The sequence below is a fragment of the Phenylobacterium sp. genome (genome assembly GCF_030651755.1).
Lineage (GTDB): Bacteria > Pseudomonadota > Alphaproteobacteria > Caulobacterales > Caulobacteraceae > Phenylobacterium.
In genome coordinates, this window is the sequence record NZ_JAUSBZ010000134.1 from 1 (window position 1) to 17018 (window position 17018).

Annotated in this window: 14 protein-coding genes; 6 read left to right on the top strand and 8 right to left on the bottom strand. The window is 66.5% G+C overall.

All coding sequences use genetic code 11. From position 1 onward, the window contains the following. Window positions 1-788: diguanylate cyclase domain-containing protein (locus Q7V15_RS12415; RefSeq protein ID WP_304755958.1), on the top strand; the 788-nt coding region annotated here is incomplete at its 5' end. Window positions 789-802: 14 nt separating this feature from the next. Here Q7V15_RS12415 and mfd read toward each other — a convergent pair. From mfd to Q7V15_RS12430, 3 genes are all read right to left on the bottom strand, one after another. Continuing rightward, window positions 803-4255: a transcription-repair coupling factor gene (mfd, locus tag Q7V15_RS12420; RefSeq protein WP_304756015.1), complete on the bottom strand. Its 3453-nt coding sequence runs from the start codon at window positions 4253-4255 to the stop codon at window positions 803-805. Window positions 4256-4292: 37 nt separating this feature from the next. After that, on the bottom strand, window positions 4293-4586 hold the full coding sequence (locus tag Q7V15_RS12425) for a succinate dehydrogenase assembly factor 2 (protein WP_304755959.1): 294 nt from the start codon (window positions 4584-4586) through the stop codon (window positions 4293-4295). A gap of 73 nt (window positions 4587-4659) precedes the next feature. Beyond that, on the bottom strand, window positions 4660-5154 hold the full coding sequence (locus Q7V15_RS12430) for a hypothetical protein (protein WP_304755961.1): 495 nt from the start codon (window positions 5152-5154) through the stop codon (window positions 4660-4662). Between the two features lie 199 nt (window positions 5155-5353). On the opposite strand from Q7V15_RS12430, the gene recG reads away from it, so the two are divergent. Beyond that, window positions 5354-7429: an ATP-dependent DNA helicase RecG gene (recG, locus tag Q7V15_RS12435; RefSeq protein ID WP_304755962.1), complete on the top strand. Its 2076-nt coding sequence runs from the start codon at window positions 5354-5356 to the stop codon at window positions 7427-7429. A gap of 10 nt (window positions 7430-7439) precedes the next feature. Here recG and Q7V15_RS12440 read toward each other — a convergent pair whose 3' ends face one another. From Q7V15_RS12440 to kdsA, 4 genes are read right to left on the bottom strand one after another with little or no spacing between them, the layout of a single operon-like run. Next, on the bottom strand, window positions 7440-8618 hold the full coding sequence (locus Q7V15_RS12440) for a DUF3089 domain-containing protein (protein WP_304755963.1): 1179 nt from the start codon (window positions 8616-8618) through the stop codon (window positions 7440-7442). Between the two features lie 42 nt (window positions 8619-8660). After that, window positions 8661-9662, bottom strand: a complete 1002-nt coding sequence (rfaD, locus tag Q7V15_RS12445) for an ADP-glyceromanno-heptose 6-epimerase (RefSeq protein ID WP_304755965.1) — start codon at window positions 9660-9662, stop codon at window positions 8661-8663. Further along, window positions 9659-11113: a D-glycero-beta-D-manno-heptose 1-phosphate adenylyltransferase gene (gene rfaE2 / locus Q7V15_RS12450; protein WP_304755967.1), complete on the bottom strand. Its 1455-nt coding sequence runs from the start codon at window positions 11111-11113 to the stop codon at window positions 9659-9661. The genes rfaD and rfaE2 overlap by 4 nt, the downstream gene beginning before the upstream one ends. Before the next feature lie 11 nt (window positions 11114-11124). Then, a complete protein-coding gene (gene kdsA, locus Q7V15_RS12455) occupies window positions 11125-11976 on the bottom strand; it encodes a 3-deoxy-8-phosphooctulonate synthase (RefSeq protein ID WP_304755969.1) in 852 nt (283 codons plus the stop codon). Between the two features lie 190 nt (window positions 11977-12166). Here kdsA and Q7V15_RS12460 point away from each other — a divergent pair, with 190 nt between their 5' ends. The 4 genes from Q7V15_RS12460 to Q7V15_RS12475 are packed head-to-tail and all read left to right on the top strand — an operon-like array spanning window position 12167 to window position 15877. Further along, entirely contained in the window at window positions 12167-13426 is a 1260-nt protein-coding gene (locus Q7V15_RS12460; RefSeq protein ID WP_304755971.1) for a cyclopropane-fatty-acyl-phospholipid synthase family protein, read from the top strand. Between the two features lie 55 nt (window positions 13427-13481). Continuing rightward, a complete protein-coding gene (locus Q7V15_RS12465; RefSeq protein ID WP_304755973.1) occupies window positions 13482-14480 on the top strand; it encodes a cysteine synthase A in 999 nt (332 codons plus the stop codon). 3 nt (window positions 14481-14483) lie between these two features. Beyond that, the gene (sseA, locus tag Q7V15_RS12470) at window positions 14484-15326 is read left to right on the top strand and encodes a 3-mercaptopyruvate sulfurtransferase (RefSeq protein WP_304755975.1); all 843 of its coding nucleotides are present in this window, start codon (window positions 14484-14486) and stop codon (window positions 15324-15326) included. After that, complete coding sequence (locus Q7V15_RS12475; RefSeq protein WP_304755977.1) at window positions 15323-15877, top strand: GNAT family N-acetyltransferase; 555 nt, start codon at window positions 15323-15325, stop codon at window positions 15875-15877. Before sseA ends, Q7V15_RS12475 begins: the two co-directional genes overlap by 4 nt. A 12-nt stretch (window positions 15878-15889) precedes the next feature. Here Q7V15_RS12475 and Q7V15_RS12480 read toward each other — a convergent pair whose 3' ends face one another. Continuing rightward, complete coding sequence (locus Q7V15_RS12480; RefSeq protein ID WP_304755978.1) at window positions 15890-16987, bottom strand: amino acid ABC transporter substrate-binding protein; 1098 nt, start codon at window positions 16985-16987, stop codon at window positions 15890-15892. Window positions 16988-17018: the final 31 nt, after the last annotated feature.

Below are 17018 nucleotides of genomic sequence, written 5' to 3' on the forward strand. Positions count from 1 at the left end.
TGGGGGCCTTCACCGCCTACACCGCCTTCGACTACCTGCACGAACGGCCCTTCGACACCGTCGTTCTCTGGGCCGGCGAAAACCCGAACGAAGCCTTGTCGATCGCCGCTGGCATGCGTCGCAACACCCGGCTCTATCACGTGCCCGCCCTGCTCTACATGAGTGAAGAATCCTATCTGACCATGTCCGAGGCCTATCATCGGGGCGTGTCGGATGTGGCCTCTCCGAGTTCGGCCGAAGGTGAGACCGCCGGCCGGGTGATCGAGCTCGCCCGGGCCTATCGTCGGCAGACGGCCACGCGCAAAGCCCTGGAACGGGCGCGCAGCTCGGGCCTCATGGATCCCGCGACAGGGCTGTTCACCCGCGAACTGTTCGCCACCCATCTGAGCCGGCTCGCCCACGCCTCCCGGATCCGCAACCGGCCTTTGAGCGTGTGCGTCCTCAAGGTGTCCGAGCGGACCGATGTCGCAGAGGCCCGCGCTCAGGGTTGGCTGGACCGGGCGATCCCGCAGATCGGGGCCATGATCGGCCGGCTGGTGAGGGTCGAAGACACCGCCGCGCGTCTCAGCCATGAGGTCTTCGCCCTGGCGCTGCCGGCGACCACGGCGGCCGCAGCCCGGGCCGCCGGCGAACGCATCGCCGCGGTCATCGGCTGCACGGCGTTCGAAGCCGGCGACGCCCGTCCGCCCTTCGTCGTGGAGTTCGACATCGGCGTGGCCGAGGTGAGCCCCGCACAGGGGGCTGGCCGGGCCCTGGAAGAGGCCGCGCGCCGAGCCATGGCCACCTAGCCAGGCGACCAGGCTCAGGCTGGGGCCAGCGCCAGTCGAGACAGCTCAGTCAGAACCCGCTCGGCGGCGTTCAGCCGCTGCTCGGGAGTCTCCCACTCGCCTTTGACTACGGCCTTATTGTCCGGCCGCAGACGCCAACCCATCTGGTTGCGATGGACAAACTCGATGAGCCCGCCTGGGTTCGGGAAGGCGTCATTGCGGAAGGTGACGACTGCGCCCTTGGGTCCGACATCGATCTTCGACACATTGGCCTGGCGACACATGCCCTTGATGGCCACGACCTTGAGCAGTTGGTCGGTCTCCGGCGGCAAGGGTCCAAACCGGTCGATCAGTTCCGCCGCCAGCGCCTCGCGATCGGCGGCCTGCTCGGCTTCCGACAGGCGACGATAGAGCGACAGCCGCACATTCAAGTCGGGCACATAGGCCTCTGGGATCAGGACGGCGGCGCCGGTGTTGATCTGCGGCGACCAGCCGCGATCCTGCACGCCCTCAGCGCCCACCAGCTCCTTCAGCTCGTTGACCGCGTCCTCCAGCATCTGCTGGTACAGTTCGACCCCAATCTCTCGGATATGACCCGACTGTTCCTCGCCCAGCAGGTTGCCGCCGCCGCGGATGTCGAGGTCATGACTGGCCAGCTGGAAGCCGGCGCCCAGGCTGTCGAGGGACTGCAGCACCCGCAGCCGCTTCTCGGCCGACAGGGTGATGGCCTTGTCTTCGGGCGTGGTCATATAGGCATAGGCCCGCGCCTTGGCCCGGCCGACCCGACCGCGGATCTGATAGAGCTGCGACAGGCCAAACATGTCGGCCCGGTGGATGATCAGGGTGTTGGCGGTGGGGACGTCGAGGCCCGACTCCACGATCGTGGTGGAGAGCAGCACGTCGTACTGGCCGTCATAGAAGGCCGACATGACCTCTTCGAGCTGCGTGGGCGGCATCTGGCCATGCCCGACCACGAACCGCACCTCAGGCACCTGCTCGCGCAGGAACCGCTCAAGGCTGGGCAGATCTGAGATTCGGGGCGTGACGAAATAGGCCTGGCCGCCGCGATACTTCTCCCGCAGCAGGGCCTCGCGCACCGTGATCGGATCCCACGGGGTGACATAGGTCCGCACCGCCAAGCGATCGACCGGCGGCGTGGCGATGATCGACATCTCGCGGATGCCCGACAGGGACATCTGCAACGTCCGCGGGATGGGCGTGGCTGTCAGGGTCAGCATGTGCACGTCGGCGCGAAGCTCCTTGAGCTTCTCCTTGTGCTTGACCCCGAAGTGCTGCTCCTCGTCGACGATCACCAGGCCGAGATCCTTGAATCCGACCTGCTTGGACAGCACCGCATGGGTGCCGACGACGATCTCGACCTCGCCGTTCTTGAGGCCCTCGCGGGTCTCGGCGGCTTCCTTGGCCGGGACCAGACGCGACAGGCGCCGAACCTTGACCGGCCAGCCCTGGAAGCGGGCTTCAAACGTCTTGTAGTGCTGCCGCGCCAGCAGGGTGGTGGGACAGACTACCGCCACCTGTTGGCCGCTCATGGCCGCGACAAAGGCGGCCCGAAGGGCGACCTCAGTCTTGCCAAAGCCCACGTCGCCACAGATCAGCCGGTCCATCGGGCGGCCCGACCCCAGGTCGGTGAGCACATCGCCGATGGCGTTCAGCTGGTCCTCGGTCTCCTCATAGGGGAACCGGGCGCAGAACTCGTCGAACACCCCGTGCGGCGGATCAATGCCAGGGGTGGACTTCATGGCCCGTTCGGCGGCGATGCGGATTAGGCCGCCGGCCATCTCACGCAGCCGCTCCTTGGCCTTGGCCTTTCGCGCCTGCCAGGCCGCCCCGCCGAGGCGGTCGAGGGTGACGCCGTCGGACTCCGCGCCATAGCGGGTCAGGAGGTCGATATTCTCCACAGGCAGGTAGAGCTTGGCCTCACCGCCATACTGCAGCTCCAGGCAGTCGTGGGGGGCGCCCTGCACATCGAGCGTCTTCAGTCCCTCATAGCGCCCAATGCCATGCTCGATGTGGACGACGAGATCGCCTGGCGTCAGCGCAGAGGCTTCAGCCAGGAAGTTGGCGGCCCGCCGGCGCTTGCGCGGCCGCGCCAGCCGGTCGCCGAGAATGTCCGTCTCGGAAATGACCACCAGCTTGTCGGTCTCGAAGCCCGCCTCGAGGGGCAGGACCACCCGCTGGGGGATCTTCGGATCGGCCGCCTTGGCCGCCTGCCAGTAGGGCGCGAGGGAGAGCTTGGACAGGCCATGATCGGCCAGCATCCCGCCCAGGCGCTCAGAGGCGCCCTCGGTCCAGGAGGCGAACAGGACCCGCTTGCCCGCAGCGGTCTGGGCCTTGGCGTGGTCGACGGTGGCCTCAAACAGGTTGACGCTGTCACGTTGCCGCTCAGGCGCAAAGCTGCGCCCGGCGCGCGCCCCCAGGTCGATGACCTGCTCGCCCTCGACGGCGTTGAAAGCCGAGAACCGCCGATTGGGACGCACCGAAAGAGCGCGCTCCCAGTCTTCGACCGACAGATAGAGCCCTTCCGGCGCCAGCGGCCGATAGTTGGATTTCCGGCCGGCTTCAGCCCGGGCCTCATAGGCGTCCCGCACCATGCTCAGCCGCTCGTCCCGGGCCTCGGGCGCCAGATGGTCGACGGCGATCAGGGTGTCGTTGGGCAGATAGTCGAAAACGGTTTCGAGGCTGGGATAGTAGAGCGGTAGCCAGTGCTCCATGCCGGCGCGACGGCCGCCCTCGCTCACCGTGGCGTAGAGCGGGTCATCGCCCGCCGCGCCAAAGGCCGCCACATAACCCTTGCGGAAGCGGGACACCGCCTCGGCGTCCAGCAGGGCCTCGCTGACGGCCAGCAGGCTGACCTCGGTCAACTGACGGGTGGAGCGTTGGGTCTCGGGGTCAAAGGCCCGGATGGACTCCAGAATGTCGCCAAACAGGTCCAGGCGGACAGGCTCGTCAGCGGCCGGCGGGAAGACATCGATCACGCCCCCCCGGATCGCGAACTCGCCCCGCTCCGACACGGTGGAGGCCCGCTGATAGCCATTGACGGCGAAGTAGCGCTCCAGATCGGCGATCTTCACCTGCCGGCCCACATGAGCGCTGTAGGAGGCGCCTTCCACCGCGGCCCTGGGCGGAACCCGCTGGATCATAGCTGGGATGGCCGCGACCAGCAGGGCGGGTGTCTTCGCCGCGAACCCGCCGGTCGCCAACCGCGCCAGGGTCGTCATCCGCTGGGCGGCGACGCCCGGCGATGGGCCGATCCGATCATAGGGCAGGCAATCCCACGATGGCAGGCGCATCACCTCCACGTCCGGGGCGAAGAAGGCGAAGGCGTCGGCGAAGGCGCTCATCCGGGCGGTGTCGCGGGCGATGAAGACGCTCAGTCCGCCCCGGGCGCGGACAATGTCGGACATCACCAGGGCGTCATAACCCTCCGGCGCGCCGACGAGGTCGACGCGTTCCGGGTCCGTATTAATGCGCTTGAGCTGGGTGGCGCTGGGAGCCGCGGCGCCGTCAGCCGCCACGGGCGCCGCCGATGGTCTTGTGAGCCTCGTCCCTGAACCCCTTGATCATGGTCATGATCTCAGTGTCGAACTCAGGCGGCGTGGGGGTCCGCTCGACGATCCAGGCGTAAATGTCGTGGTCCGGTTGCTCGAGCAGATTTTCGAGAACATCCAGCTGAGCCGGGCTCAGCGCCCCGGCATGGCGGTCCACAAATCCACCAAGAATCAGGTCCGCCTCAACGAAGCCCCGATGCCAGGATCGGAACTTGAGGCGCTTGAGCCGGATGTCGTGCGTATCGTCCATTGCGAGCGCGGATATAGAGGCCCCGCCGTCTGAGCGCCAGGGGCTTGGGGCGGGAGAATCCGTCCGTCGGCGCTCAGTCTCCGCCGAACCAGAAGAACGACAAGGCGCCCAGGCGTTCTGAGCCAAACTGAGCGGCCGATCGCAGGACAATCTCAGGCTCCCCCGAACTGGGGCCATCCGAGCGGGCCTGACCAAGAACGCCGAGATCCAGCATGCCATCCAGGGTCACCGTTCCGACCCGCGCGTCCTCGCCCACAAATCGGAAGTCCCCGTCGCCGAGCCGATAGGCGCTCGGCAGGACCCTCACCCTCACCGTGTGGACCTCCGCCCCCAGCTCATTGGTCTCCACGGGGCTGGACAGATCGGAGAACTCCAGCATGACGGGGGCGTAGGTCTCGCTGCGCTGGCCAGCCTCCCACGCGGCGAACTCTGTTTTTCCCCCAATGTGCAGGTGATCTAGCCTGAGGTCGCCGACCCGGACGTCCTGGGTAGGAATATAATAGCCAAACAGGTTCTCCCCAGCCTTGTGGGAGAAGCCGCTAAGGCCCGCATCGGCTGATGCGCTCACCGAGTCGGCCGAAGGATTCGTGGGGGTCGAGACGGTTTCCACCTGCCCGCATGCGGCGGTGAGCGCTGCAAGCGTCAGGCTTAGTATCCAGGCTCGCATATCCACCCCCTCAATCGGCCCCGTGTTTTCGCGAGATCACCACAGGTCCGCCGCTCCGTCTATCGCGCACGCCCAACGCGCCCGCGCTATGGTCTGCACCATGCGTCCGGAGATTCTCTATCCCCTCTTCGCGCCCATCGACACGCTGAAGGGCGTGGGACCGAGGGTTGCGCCCCTGCTCGGCAAGCTGGCGGGACCGGTGGTGCGCGACGTGGCCTTTCTGGCGCCGCACAGCCTGATACACCGCCACCCGGCCCGGGTGGATGGGGCCGTCGAAGGGGCGGTCCAGACGTTCGTCGTGACCATCGAGGCCTTTCAGCCGCCCCGCAGCGCCGCCCAACCCTGGAGGGTGCGGGCGTTTGACGGCACGGGCTTCCTGACCCTGGTCTATTTCGGCGGACTGGGGGGGCGAATTGAGGCGCAGAACCCTGTGGGCGCTCAACGGCTGGTCAGCGGCAAGGTCGAGCGGTTCGGGTCGGAGATCCAGATCGCCCATCCGGACTACCTGCTGCCCCTGGATAAGGCCGACCAGATTCCTGAAATCGAGGCGGTCTATCCGGCCACTGCGGGCCTGCCCGCCCGGACCGTGCGGCGGCTGGCTGTGGAGGCCCTATCAAGGGCGCCAGACCTTCCGGAGTGGCAGGACCCCGCCTGGCTCGCCCGGCAGGGCTGGGCCAGTTGGCGCGAGAGCCTGGCCAAGCTGCACGCCCCCGAGACCGATGCCGACCTGACGGCGCAGGCGCCTCACCGCCAAAGATTGGCCTTCGACGAACTTCTGGCCCACCAGCTGGCCATGGGGCGCCGCAAGGCCGAAAGGCGGGCCGAGCCCTCGCCCCCGATACCCGCGGGTCGGCTGGTCGACGCCATGGCGGCGGCCCTGCCCTTCCGCCTCACAGGGGCGCAGATCCGAGCCCTGGCGGACATCCGGACGGACCTGGCCAGCGGCGAACGGATGTCGCGGCTTCTGCAGGGGGACGTGGGATCAGGCAAGACCGTGGTGGCCATGCTGGCCATGGCCGATGTCGCAGAAGCCGGCGGCCAAAGCGCCCTGATGGCGCCGACCGAAATCCTCGCCCGCCAGCACTTCGAAACTCTTGCCGCGCCGCTGGAAGCCCAGGGCCTCGCCGCCGTGTTGCTGACGGGTCGGGACAAGGGCGGCGCCCGGGCGGAGAAACTGCGGGCGCTCGCCAGCGGGGCGGTTCAGATCGCCGTCGGCACACACGCCCTGTTCCAGAACGACGTGGTCTTTCGTGACCTGCGCCTGACCATTATCGACGAGCAACATCGCTTTGGCGTGGCCGAGCGTCAGCGTCTGCAGGCCAAGGGTCAGGCCACCCACCTTTTGGCCATGTCAGCCACTCCCATACCGCGGACCCTGGAGCTGACGGTGTTCGGCGACCTGGATGTCTCGCGGATCGACGAAAAGCCCCCGGGTCGAACCCCGGTCGCCACCCGAGCCATTCCCATGGGGCGCATGGCCGAGGTCGAGACGCGACTGAAGTCTGTGGTCGCCGGTGGAGCACAGGCCTTCTGGATCTGCCCCTTGGTCTCAGAGTCCGAAAAGACCGACCTGGCCGCCGCCGAGCGTCGCGCAGGCGAGCTGCGCCAACGGATTGGTCCCAGCGTCGGTCTGGTCCATGGCAAGATGCCCGGGCCAGAGAAGGACGCCGTCATGTCCCGCTTCGCCCACGGCGAGCTGTCGGTGCTGGTGGCGACGACCGTCGTTGAGGTCGGCGTAAACGTGCCCAACGCCACGATTATGGTCATTGAACAGGCGGAGCGCTTTGGCCTCGCTCAACTCCACCAGCTCCGCGGTCGCGTGGGGCGCGGCCGCGCCGAAAGCGCCTGCGTGCTGCTCTATGACCCCCCTCTGTCGGAGGCTGGTCAGAAGCGCCTGGACATCCTGCGCCGCACCGACGACGGCTTTCTGATCGCCGAACGAGACCTGGAGCTCCGCGGCGGTGGCGATCCCCTGGGCCTGCGTCAGAGCGGTTTCCCAGCCTATGTGTTCGCAGATCCCATCGCCCATCGCGACCTGATCGCCGCGGCCGGCGACGACGCCCGGCTCATCCTTGCCCGTGATCCCCAACTGAGCTCCGCGCGTGGGCAGGCGTTGCAGGTGCTTCAGGCGCTCTTCGACTGGCAGGCCAGCGCTGCGCAACAGGACGCCGGCTGACGCCAAGGTGTCAGTCGATCCGGTGCACCGGTGAGGGCGGCACCTCGGCGCCGGCCGGAATCGGACGGGCCGCCCTTGGAAAGTCAGGATCGGCGAGCAATGCGCTCAGCCGAAGCTCATAACTCGCCTCAAGATCCCCATAGAACAGATTGTATCCTGGGACTTTTCTTTGATTCGCCCACGATCCCGTAGGCTGAAACGCCACAGATCGGGGCCGGGAAACCCTTAGGACTCCATTCTCGCAACGCGCGCTCACCTGCCGGCTCTGCAGGGCTGGCCGGGCGCCCCACTCCAGATTGGTGGCGTTGGTGGCCCCCTTCGCCAGACGCGCCGGCGCCTCGTCATCGCTGACCTGGCCGAGCAGGGGATTGTAGCAGATCGCCAGTCCCGAAAGGTTGGACAACTGCCCGTCGCGATCCCAGATCAGAGACCGGTCGCGGATCTGTTGGGCGCGCTCCCGGTCACCCTCATAGGCCGAGACCCAGGCCGCCAGGCATCCCGTCTGATCGGCCGTCTGGCATGGCGGCAGGGGTGGACCCGCCGCGGGCACGGCGGTTTCAATCAGATAGGCGGCGACCAGGCGTCGCAGGCGGTCGGGGTCTGAGGCGACCTCGTCGGTGAGCAACCGAGCAGCCAGGGTTCCCCCCTGCTCAACCCCGACAATGACGAAGGGGCGCCCCTGATTGTAGGCCTCCATATAGTGGGTGAAGGCCGTACGGACGTCGCCATAGGCGAAACGCCGCGCCTCCCGCGCGTCATCGCGCAGGGTCAGCATCGAATAGAGGCTGGCCTGTCTGTGGCGCGGCGCGAAAACGCGCCCCATTCGCACGAAGGGTCCGACATAGTTGGGACCCACCGTTTGCTGGAAGAAACGCTCGGCGCGGGGATCATCAATGGGGGCGTTCCAGTGACGGCCGCCATCATAGCTGGTCGGCCCCACAAAGAAGACATCGGCCGGCGGCCCGTCTTCGATCCATGCTTCCGGCTGGGTCGGCAGCAGATTCCAGGCCTCCCGGCGACCATAGTCCGGCGCCGGCGGCGGCTCATAGGTCTGGAAGGGCTCCTTGGGGTCGAGGCCCGTGCGCAGAATGTCGTCTCGCCAGACGACGCCGCTGGCGATCAGCAGGCCCGCCAGCAGCACCGCTGCGCCCGTCAGCCAGAGCTTTGTTCGTCTCGGGGTCTCGGCCATGATTCAAACCTAGCCCAAGGTCGGCTGACAGGGCGAGCCTCCTCAGCGATAGGGATCCGGCTGCGACAGGTATCGGGTCACATAGTCACTGACCCCAGCCTCCAGGCTGGTGAGCGGGGCTGCATATCCCGCTTGCCGAAGCCGGCTCATCTCCGCCTTGGTGAAATACTGGTAGCGATCACGGATCGCCGGCGGCATCGGGATGTAGTCGATATCCGGCGCCCGCCCCGCGGCGCCGAACACCGCCCCGGCCAGATCGGCGAAACTCCGCGCCTCACCTGAGCCCAGATTATAGACCCCGTTGACCTGCGGATTGACCGCCAGCCAGGCGACGATCTCAGCCACGTCCTGGACATAGACGAAATCGCGAAGTTGGCCGCCATGGGGGATGTCGGGTCGGTGGGATTGAAAGAGCTGCACGGTCTGACCATCCCGAACCTTGGGCCAGATCTGGGCCACAACCGACTTCATGGCGTGCTTGTGGCCCTCGTTGGGACCATAGACGTTGAAGAATTTCAGCCCCACCCACTGGGGCGGCGCATAGTCCCGGGCGGCCTGACGAACAGCGAAGATGTCGAACAGGGCCTTTGACCAGCCATAGGTGTTCAAGGGCTTCAGGGCGGCGAGCGCCTCAAAGCTGTTGTCGTCTCCGAAACCCAGGTGACCGTCGCCATAGGTGGCGGCCGACGAGGCGTAGATCAGACGCCGCTGGCGATCGACGCACCAGCGAAACAGGTCTCGAGACAATCCAAAGTTCGACTGGATGATCTTGTCGGCGTCCGGCTCCGTGGTCGACGAAACGGCGCCCATGTGGACCACCAGTTCCACGTCGCGCCAGCGCTTCTCCAGCCAGTCGAACATCTCTTCGGGGGCGACAAAGTCTCCGATGGGATGCTTGGCGATGTTGCGCCATTTGCCAAGATCAGCTTCGCGCAGGCGGTCGCAGACCACCACATCAAGGCTGCGATCCTGCGCCAGTCGGGCGACGATATTGGAACCGATGAAACCAGCGCCCCCGGTGACGAAAACAATGCGACGGCTCATGCCTTCTCCTGCATCCGGCCAAGGGCGGCCGTGGTGGAATAGCCCTCGACAATCTGCGCCAGTCGAACCTCGCCCCCCCAGGCGCGGACCTCGGCGGCGCCGACCACCTGATCCTCGGAATAATCCGCCCCCTTGATCAGCACATCGGGTCGGGCCAGTTCGATCAGATCGATGGGGGTGTCTCCCCCGAAGGGCACGACCAGATCGACGGCGCCCAGGCCCGCAAGAACGACGGCGCGGCTCTCAAGGTCGTTCACGGGGCGACTCTCGCCCTTCAAACGCCTGACAGAGGCGTCGTCATTGACCCCGACAATCAGCCTGTCGCACCAACTCCGGGCCTGGTTCAGATAGGCCACGTGGCCCTTGTGCAGAATGTCGAAACAGCCATTGGTAAAGCCGACCCGCAGCCCGCGGGCCTTCCACCGGGCGACCTCTTCGGCCATTCGTTGAGGCGTGCAGACCTTGGCCTCGGCCGGCGCCTGATGGGCGGCGAGAGCCGCCTCGATGAGTTCGCCTGGGGTGACCACCGCCGTGCCGGCCTTGCCCACAGCGACACCCGAGGCCAGCATGGCGAAGGCCGCCGCGTCCTCAATGGAAGCCTTGGCTGCGAGCGCCAGGCCCAGGGCCGCCAGGGTGGTGTCCCCCGCCCCCGAGGCGTCGAACACCTCCTTGGGCGTCCCCGGGAAATGTCGGACCGGTTGTCCCCGCACGGCCAGGGAAATCCCTTTGGCCGACCGGGTGACGAGAATGGCCCGCGCTTCGCAAAGGCTCAAAGCGTGATCGAGGGCTGCGGCCACCTCCTCATCGGTGGAGGTGGGCATGTCCGTGGCGTGGGCCAGCTCGGCGGCGTTTGGCTTGATGATGTCGACCTCGCCGTAGCGAGCGAAGCTACGGGCCTTGGAGTCGACGATGACCCGCGCCCCGGCGGCCCGGCAGGCGGCGATCACCGCCGGGGTCACAACACCCTTGCCATAGTCTGACAACAGGATGAGGCCGACATCGGCGGCCACGTCGCGGATCGTGCGCACCAGGCGCTCCTCGACATCTCCGTTGGCCGGGGTGCTGATCTCATTGTCGACGCGCAGCAATTGCTGACCGCCGGAAACGAAGCGGGTCTTCAGTGTGGTGGGACGGGCCGCATCGGTGATGACAAAGCCCTCGACGCCAGCCTCGGCGGCCACCAGTCGCAGAGCCTCGTGCCCTTCCCCGTCGCCCCCCACCAGGCCCACCAGGCAGACATGCCCCCCGAGGGCCGCGACGTTTCGGGCCACATTCCCGGCCGCCCCCAGCATGACCAGCTCGCGCTCGCGGGCCAGAACCGGGATAGGCGCCTCAGGCGAGACCCTCGTCACTTCCCCATAGACAAATCGGTCGATCATCAGATCGCCGACGCAGGCCACGCGCACCCCGGGTACGGTGGAGAGCAGGTGCTGCAGAGCGGCAAGATCCATCATCTGATCCCTTAGGCCTGCACGGCGTCCCGAAGGGCTTTCAGCGTCCGCAGGAGGGGCGCCGCCTCGGAGAGGGGCAGACAGCTTGGACCATCACACAGAGCCCTATCGGGGTCATGATGGAATTCCAGGAAGACCCCATCGGCGCCGGCGGCCACCGCCGCCTTGGCGATGATCGGCACCCCTTCCCGCCGCCCGCCGGTCGAGGCCCCGTTGGACTTGGGGTTGGCGCCCGGCAGCTGCACGGCGTGGGTGGCGTCGATCGTCACCGGAGCGCCCAGACCTTGCATCTCAGCGATACCCAGCATGTCGACGACGAGATTGTTGTAGCCAAAACTGACCCCCCGTTCACACAGGATGGTCATGTCCGTCTCCACCGCTTCCTTGATCTTGTCGAGAATGTTGCGGCAATCCCAAGGGGCGAGAAACTGGCCCTTCTTCACATGCAAAAGGCCCCCTGCCGCCTTGGTGGCCTGGGCCGTGGCCACCACAAGATCGGTCTGACGGCACAGGAAGGCCGGGATCTGCACGAGGTCGGCGACTGCGGCCACGGCCTCGGCCTGATCGATCTCATGCAGGTCCGTGCAGATGGGCACGTCGAACTCAGCCTTGATCTGGCGCAGCATCTTCAGGCCTTCCTCAAGGCCCGGCCCGCGATAGCTCCGGATTGAAGAGCGGTTGGCCTTGTCGAAGCTGGCCTTGAACACATAGGGCAGGCCCAGTTCTGCGCAGACCGCCTTCAAGTGCCGCGCGGCGTCGCGCGCCAGTTCCAGATCCTCAAGCACATTGAGGCCGGCGATGACCACCAGGGGGTGGCCCACGCCGATCGACAGGTTCCAGCGCTTGAGTTCGAGAGCGGCCATAGGATCGTCCTGGGTCTGCAGATAGGGGCCTAAGTGCCCCCCAGCTTGCGGCTTCACAAGCCAGAATTCAGACCGGCGGCCCCAAGGCCTGCGTCCGCTCCGGGCTAGGGCGCGTACACTCGGTTCCGGGTGAGTGTCGCCCCTGGGTCGATTGTGCTAGGTTTGTGAACGACACGAGGGGTAAGCGACGATGACCATCGCCCATAACTCGTCTTCTCTGGCCGAACTCGCCGCGGCGCCCGGAGCCTTGCGTCGCGCCCCAGAGCTCAGCGGCGCTCCAGCCTCCTTCCGCAGCGCCCTCGGGCTTCTGGCGCGGAACTGGACGGTCGGGACCCTCACCTTTGTCCTGCCCACCGGGCGCGAACTGGATCTTGTCGGACCCGAGCCAGGGCCAAGCGGCCGTCTGATCATCCGCGACTACGCCTTCATGAACCGGGTTCTGGCCGCCGGCGACATTGGTTTCGCCGAGGGTCATATGGCTCGGCAGTGGGAGACGCCTGACATGGCCGCCCTCCTTTGCGTGTTCAGCTTGAACTTCGACAAGATCGAGCGGCTGGCGCTTGGCGCACCGCTGATGTGGGTGCTCAACCGCATCCTCCACCTGTTTCGTGACAACAGCCGGACAGGATCCAAGAAGAATATCCACGCGCACTACGACCTGGGTAACGCCTTCTACTCCCGGTGGCTTGACCCCACCATGACCTATTCCGCCGCCCGCTACGCCCAAAAGGGCCAAGCCCTGGCCGATGCCCAGACCCACAAATACCGAACCCTGGCGCATCAAATGCAGCTGCAGCCAGACCATCACGTGCTGGAAATCGGTTGCGGCTGGGGGGGATTCGCCGAGTTCGCCGCCGGTGAAATTGGCGCCAAGGTCACGGCCATCACCATTTCACAGGAGCAGTACGCCTTCGCCGCCAAGCGCATCTTCGACCAGGGCCTCAGCGAGCGGGCGGAGATCAAGCTGGTGGACTATCGCGACGTCGCCGGAACCTACGACCGGGTGGCCTCCATCGAAATGTTCGAGGCGGTGGGGGAAAAGTACTGGCCAAGCTATTTCGGCAAGATCTCCGAGGTTCTGGCGCCGGGCGGCCAGGCGGGGCTGCAGATCATCACCATCAGAGACGAATTCTTCGAACAGTATCGCCGCCGGGCCGATTTCATCCAGCGCTACATCTTCCCCGGCGGTATGCTGATCAGCGAGACGCGGTTGCGCTCCGAGACGGCGGGCGCAGGCCTGGATTGGCGGGAGGTCAGTTGTTTCGGACAAGACTATGCCGACACCCTCAGCGAATGGATGCGCAACTTCGAGGCGGCCTGGCCCGACATTGAGGCGCAGGGGTTTGACGACCGGTTCCGCCGGCTCTGGCGGTTCTATCTCGGCTACTGTGAGGCGGGTTTCCGCACCGAACGCACCAATGTGATCCAGCTTTCCCTGTCGAAAACCTAGGCAAAGGACCGCCTGCCCCCTGTTCGACCCGTCGGCCCGGCCTTAAATACCGGCCATGACCGTCGCACACAGCGTTCTCGACACCATCGGCGATACGCCGCTCATCCGCCTCAACCGGGCCAGCGACCTGACCGGGTGCGAAATCCTCGGCAAGGCCGAGTTCATGAATCCGGGCCAGTCGGTCAAGGACCGCGCCGCCCTCTTCATTGTTCGCGATGCTGAGGCCAAGGGGCTGCTGCGCCCCGGCGGCCGGATTGTCGAAGGCACGGCCGGCAATACCGGGATCGGCCTGGCCATGGTCGCAAAGGCCCTAGGATATAAGGCGACCATCGTCATCCCCCGGACGCAGAGCCAGGAGAAAAAGGACGCGATCCGACTGTTCGGGGCCGAGCTGGTCGAGGTGGACGCTGTCCCCTATTCCAACCCCGACAACTATGTCCGCTATTCAGGCCGTCTGGCCGAAGAGCTCGCCGCCAGCGATCCCAATGGCGCCGTCTGGGCCAATCAGTTTGATAACGTCGCCAACCGTGAGGCCCACGCCCAGACCACCGGTCCCGAGATCTGGCGCCAGACCGAAGGCAAGGTCGACGGCTTCATATGCGCTGTCGGGTCCGGGGGCACCCTGGCTGGTGTGGCCCAGGCCCTGCGGTCTGAGCGGGGCGACGTGCAGATCGGCCTGGCCGATCCCTATGGTGCGGCCCTCTACAGCTATTTCACCACGGGCGAACTGAAATCGGAAGGCGGCTCGATCAGCGAAGGTATCGGTCAGGGCCGGATCACCGCCAATCTGGAAGGCCTCAAGGTCGACCGGGCCTACCGCATCCCCGACGAGGAGATGCTCGAGGTGATCTACGACCTCGTGGAGCATGAGGGTCTGGTGATGGGGGGCTCCACCGGCATCAATGTAGCCGGCGCCATCCGCATGGCCCGTGACATGGGTCCAGGCCATACCATCGTGACCATCCTTTGCGACCAGGGCGCGCGCTATCAGAGCAAGATCTTCAACAAGGCCTTCCTGACGGAAAAGGGCCTGCCCATCCCGTCCTGGCTGTAAGCGGTGGAAACCGGCCCCCTCGTCTCGGTCAATTGGCTGTCGCAACGCCTGGATGACCCAGACCTGCGTGTGGTCGACGCCACCTGGTACATGCCGGCCGAGCAGCGGCCTGGGCTGGATGAGTTTCGAAAGGGTCACATCCCTGGCGCGGTCTTCTTCGACATCGACCAGATCGCTGACCGAGAGGTCGACCTGCCGCACATGGCGCCAAGGCCTGAGGTCTTTGCGCAGGCGGCTTCAGCCTTGGGCCTGAGCCCCGCCCACAAGATCGTCGTCTATGACGGCCATGGCATTTTCTCCAGTCCGCGGGTCTGGTGGACCCTCCGGCTCATGGGCTTCGAGACGGTCGCGGTCCTTGATGGCGGGTTGAAGGCCTGGCAGGCGGCGGGGATGCCGCTGGCCTCGGGCGACGCCGAGCCCGTTCCAGCCCCAGCCTTTGCGCGCTATCGCCCACACCTGGTGCGCGGCCTCGACGACGTGCGCCAAGCCCTGGGCGACTCCGGCCTCCAGATCCTGGACGCCCGGCCCGCCGCCCGGTTCCTGGGTCAGGCCCCGGAGCCCAGGCCGGGGCTGAGGGGGGGGCATATGCCTGGCGCCTGCAACCTCCCCTGGAACGCCGTCGTCGGCCCAGACGGCGCCTTGCGCTCGCCCGACGAACTGCGGGGCGCCTTTGTCGCCGCCGGGATCAATATTGATCAGCCGGTCATCACCACCTGCGGTTCAGGAGTCAGCGCCGCCGTCCTCGTCCTTGCCCTGGCGCGCCTGGGTGTCGAGGACGTCCCGATCTATGACGGATCGTGGAGCGAATGGGGCGGGCGCAGTGACACGCCGGTGGTCGTCGGATGATGAATATTCGCCTCGCCAGGCCGGAAGATCTCGATCTCCTGCCAGAAATCGAGGTGTCGGCCGCCACCCTGTTTCGCGACCAGGGCCTCGCAATCACCTCCGACGAGACCGACGGCGCGCCCCTCGACTTCACCCCGGCTGCGGTGTGGAAACCGATCGCTGCGGCTGGATTGCTGTGGGTGGTGGCTGAGGAGAAGGGTCCGCCCGGCGGCTTCCTGGCGGCTCGGATTGAGGACAATCGCCTGCACATCCTCGAGTTCGACGTCCACCGGCGTCATCAGGGTCAGGGCCTGGGCCGGCGCCTGCTGGCCTTCGCCATCGCCGAGGCGCGGCGGCGCGGACTTGAGGGGCTCAGCCTGACCACCTTCCGCGACGCCCCCTGGAACGCCCCCTTCTACGCCTCCGCCGGCTTCAAAGTCATCGAGCGGGACGCCGCCCCGGAAACCCTCCAGGCCTATCTCGATAGGGAGGCGTCCCGAGGCCTCGACCCCGCCCGCCGCTGCGCCATGATCATGAGCCTTAAGGCCCAACGCTCTGATGGTTCTGCCTGATCTCATCAGCCCCTAGCGAACGGGCGGCGCATAGATCAGGCCCGGATTCGGCGCATTCCACAGGGCGTTGAGGCCCCGCTCAAGCTTCAGGCCAGAATCGGCGCCCAGATTGCGGCGGAAGATCTCATTATAGGCTCCAACCTGGGCGATCGCCTGATAGGCCCAGTCCGCTTCCAGTCCCAGCAGTTCGCCGAGATCTCCCTCGACCCCCAGGAGTCGCCGGGTCTCAGGATCAGAGGCGGCCTCCCTCGATCCTGCGACTGTGGTTGAATTGACGCCAAGTTCCTCGGCGATAATCAACGCATTGATCGTCCATCTGACGATATCGGTCCAGGCCGGGTCGTCCTGCCGCACCACGGGCCCTAGGGGCTCCTTGGAGACGACCGTCGGCAGAATCACATGGGCGTTTGGGTTGTTCATGATCGAACGGGCCGACGCCAGGGCGGAGACGTCGGCGGTGAAGACGTCGCACCGCTCAGCCTCATATGCCGTGCGCGCCGCGGCCTCGTTCTCGACCACGACGGGGGTGAATTCCAGGCCCCTGGCGCGGAAGTAGTCTTCAAGGTTGCTCTCGGTGACCGTCCCCGCCTGGACACAGATCCGGGCGCCGCTGAGTTCGTCTGCGCTGGTCAGGTTGAGGGAACGGGGCGCCATGAAACCCTGGCCGTCATAATAGGTCACCCCCGCAAAATCGAGGCCGAGGCCTGCGTCCCGCGAGAGGGTCCAGGAGGTGTTGCGCGACAGAATATCTACTGAGCCATCCTGCAACTCGGCGAACCGGTTCTGCGCCGACACCGAGCGGTAGCGAACCGCCGTCGCATCACCGAGCACGGCGGCGGCGACAGCCCTGCAGATATCCACATCGAAGCCCCGCCACACCCCGCGCACGTCGCGCACTGCAAAGCCCGCCAGTCCCGCATGGACGCCACACAGCACATGCCCGCGTCGCCGCACCGCCTCAAGGGTCGGGCTGGGGGTCGGCTGGAAGTCGCGCGCCACCGCCGGCCGCTTGGGCGCTGGCGCGGGTTCAGGTTCCGGGGACTCCGTCTCCCGGCCACATCCGACCAGGACCAATGACAGGACAACGGACGCCGCGAGGCGTCGGATCATGGGGGGCTCCTTGATCGGACAGGACGGGAGA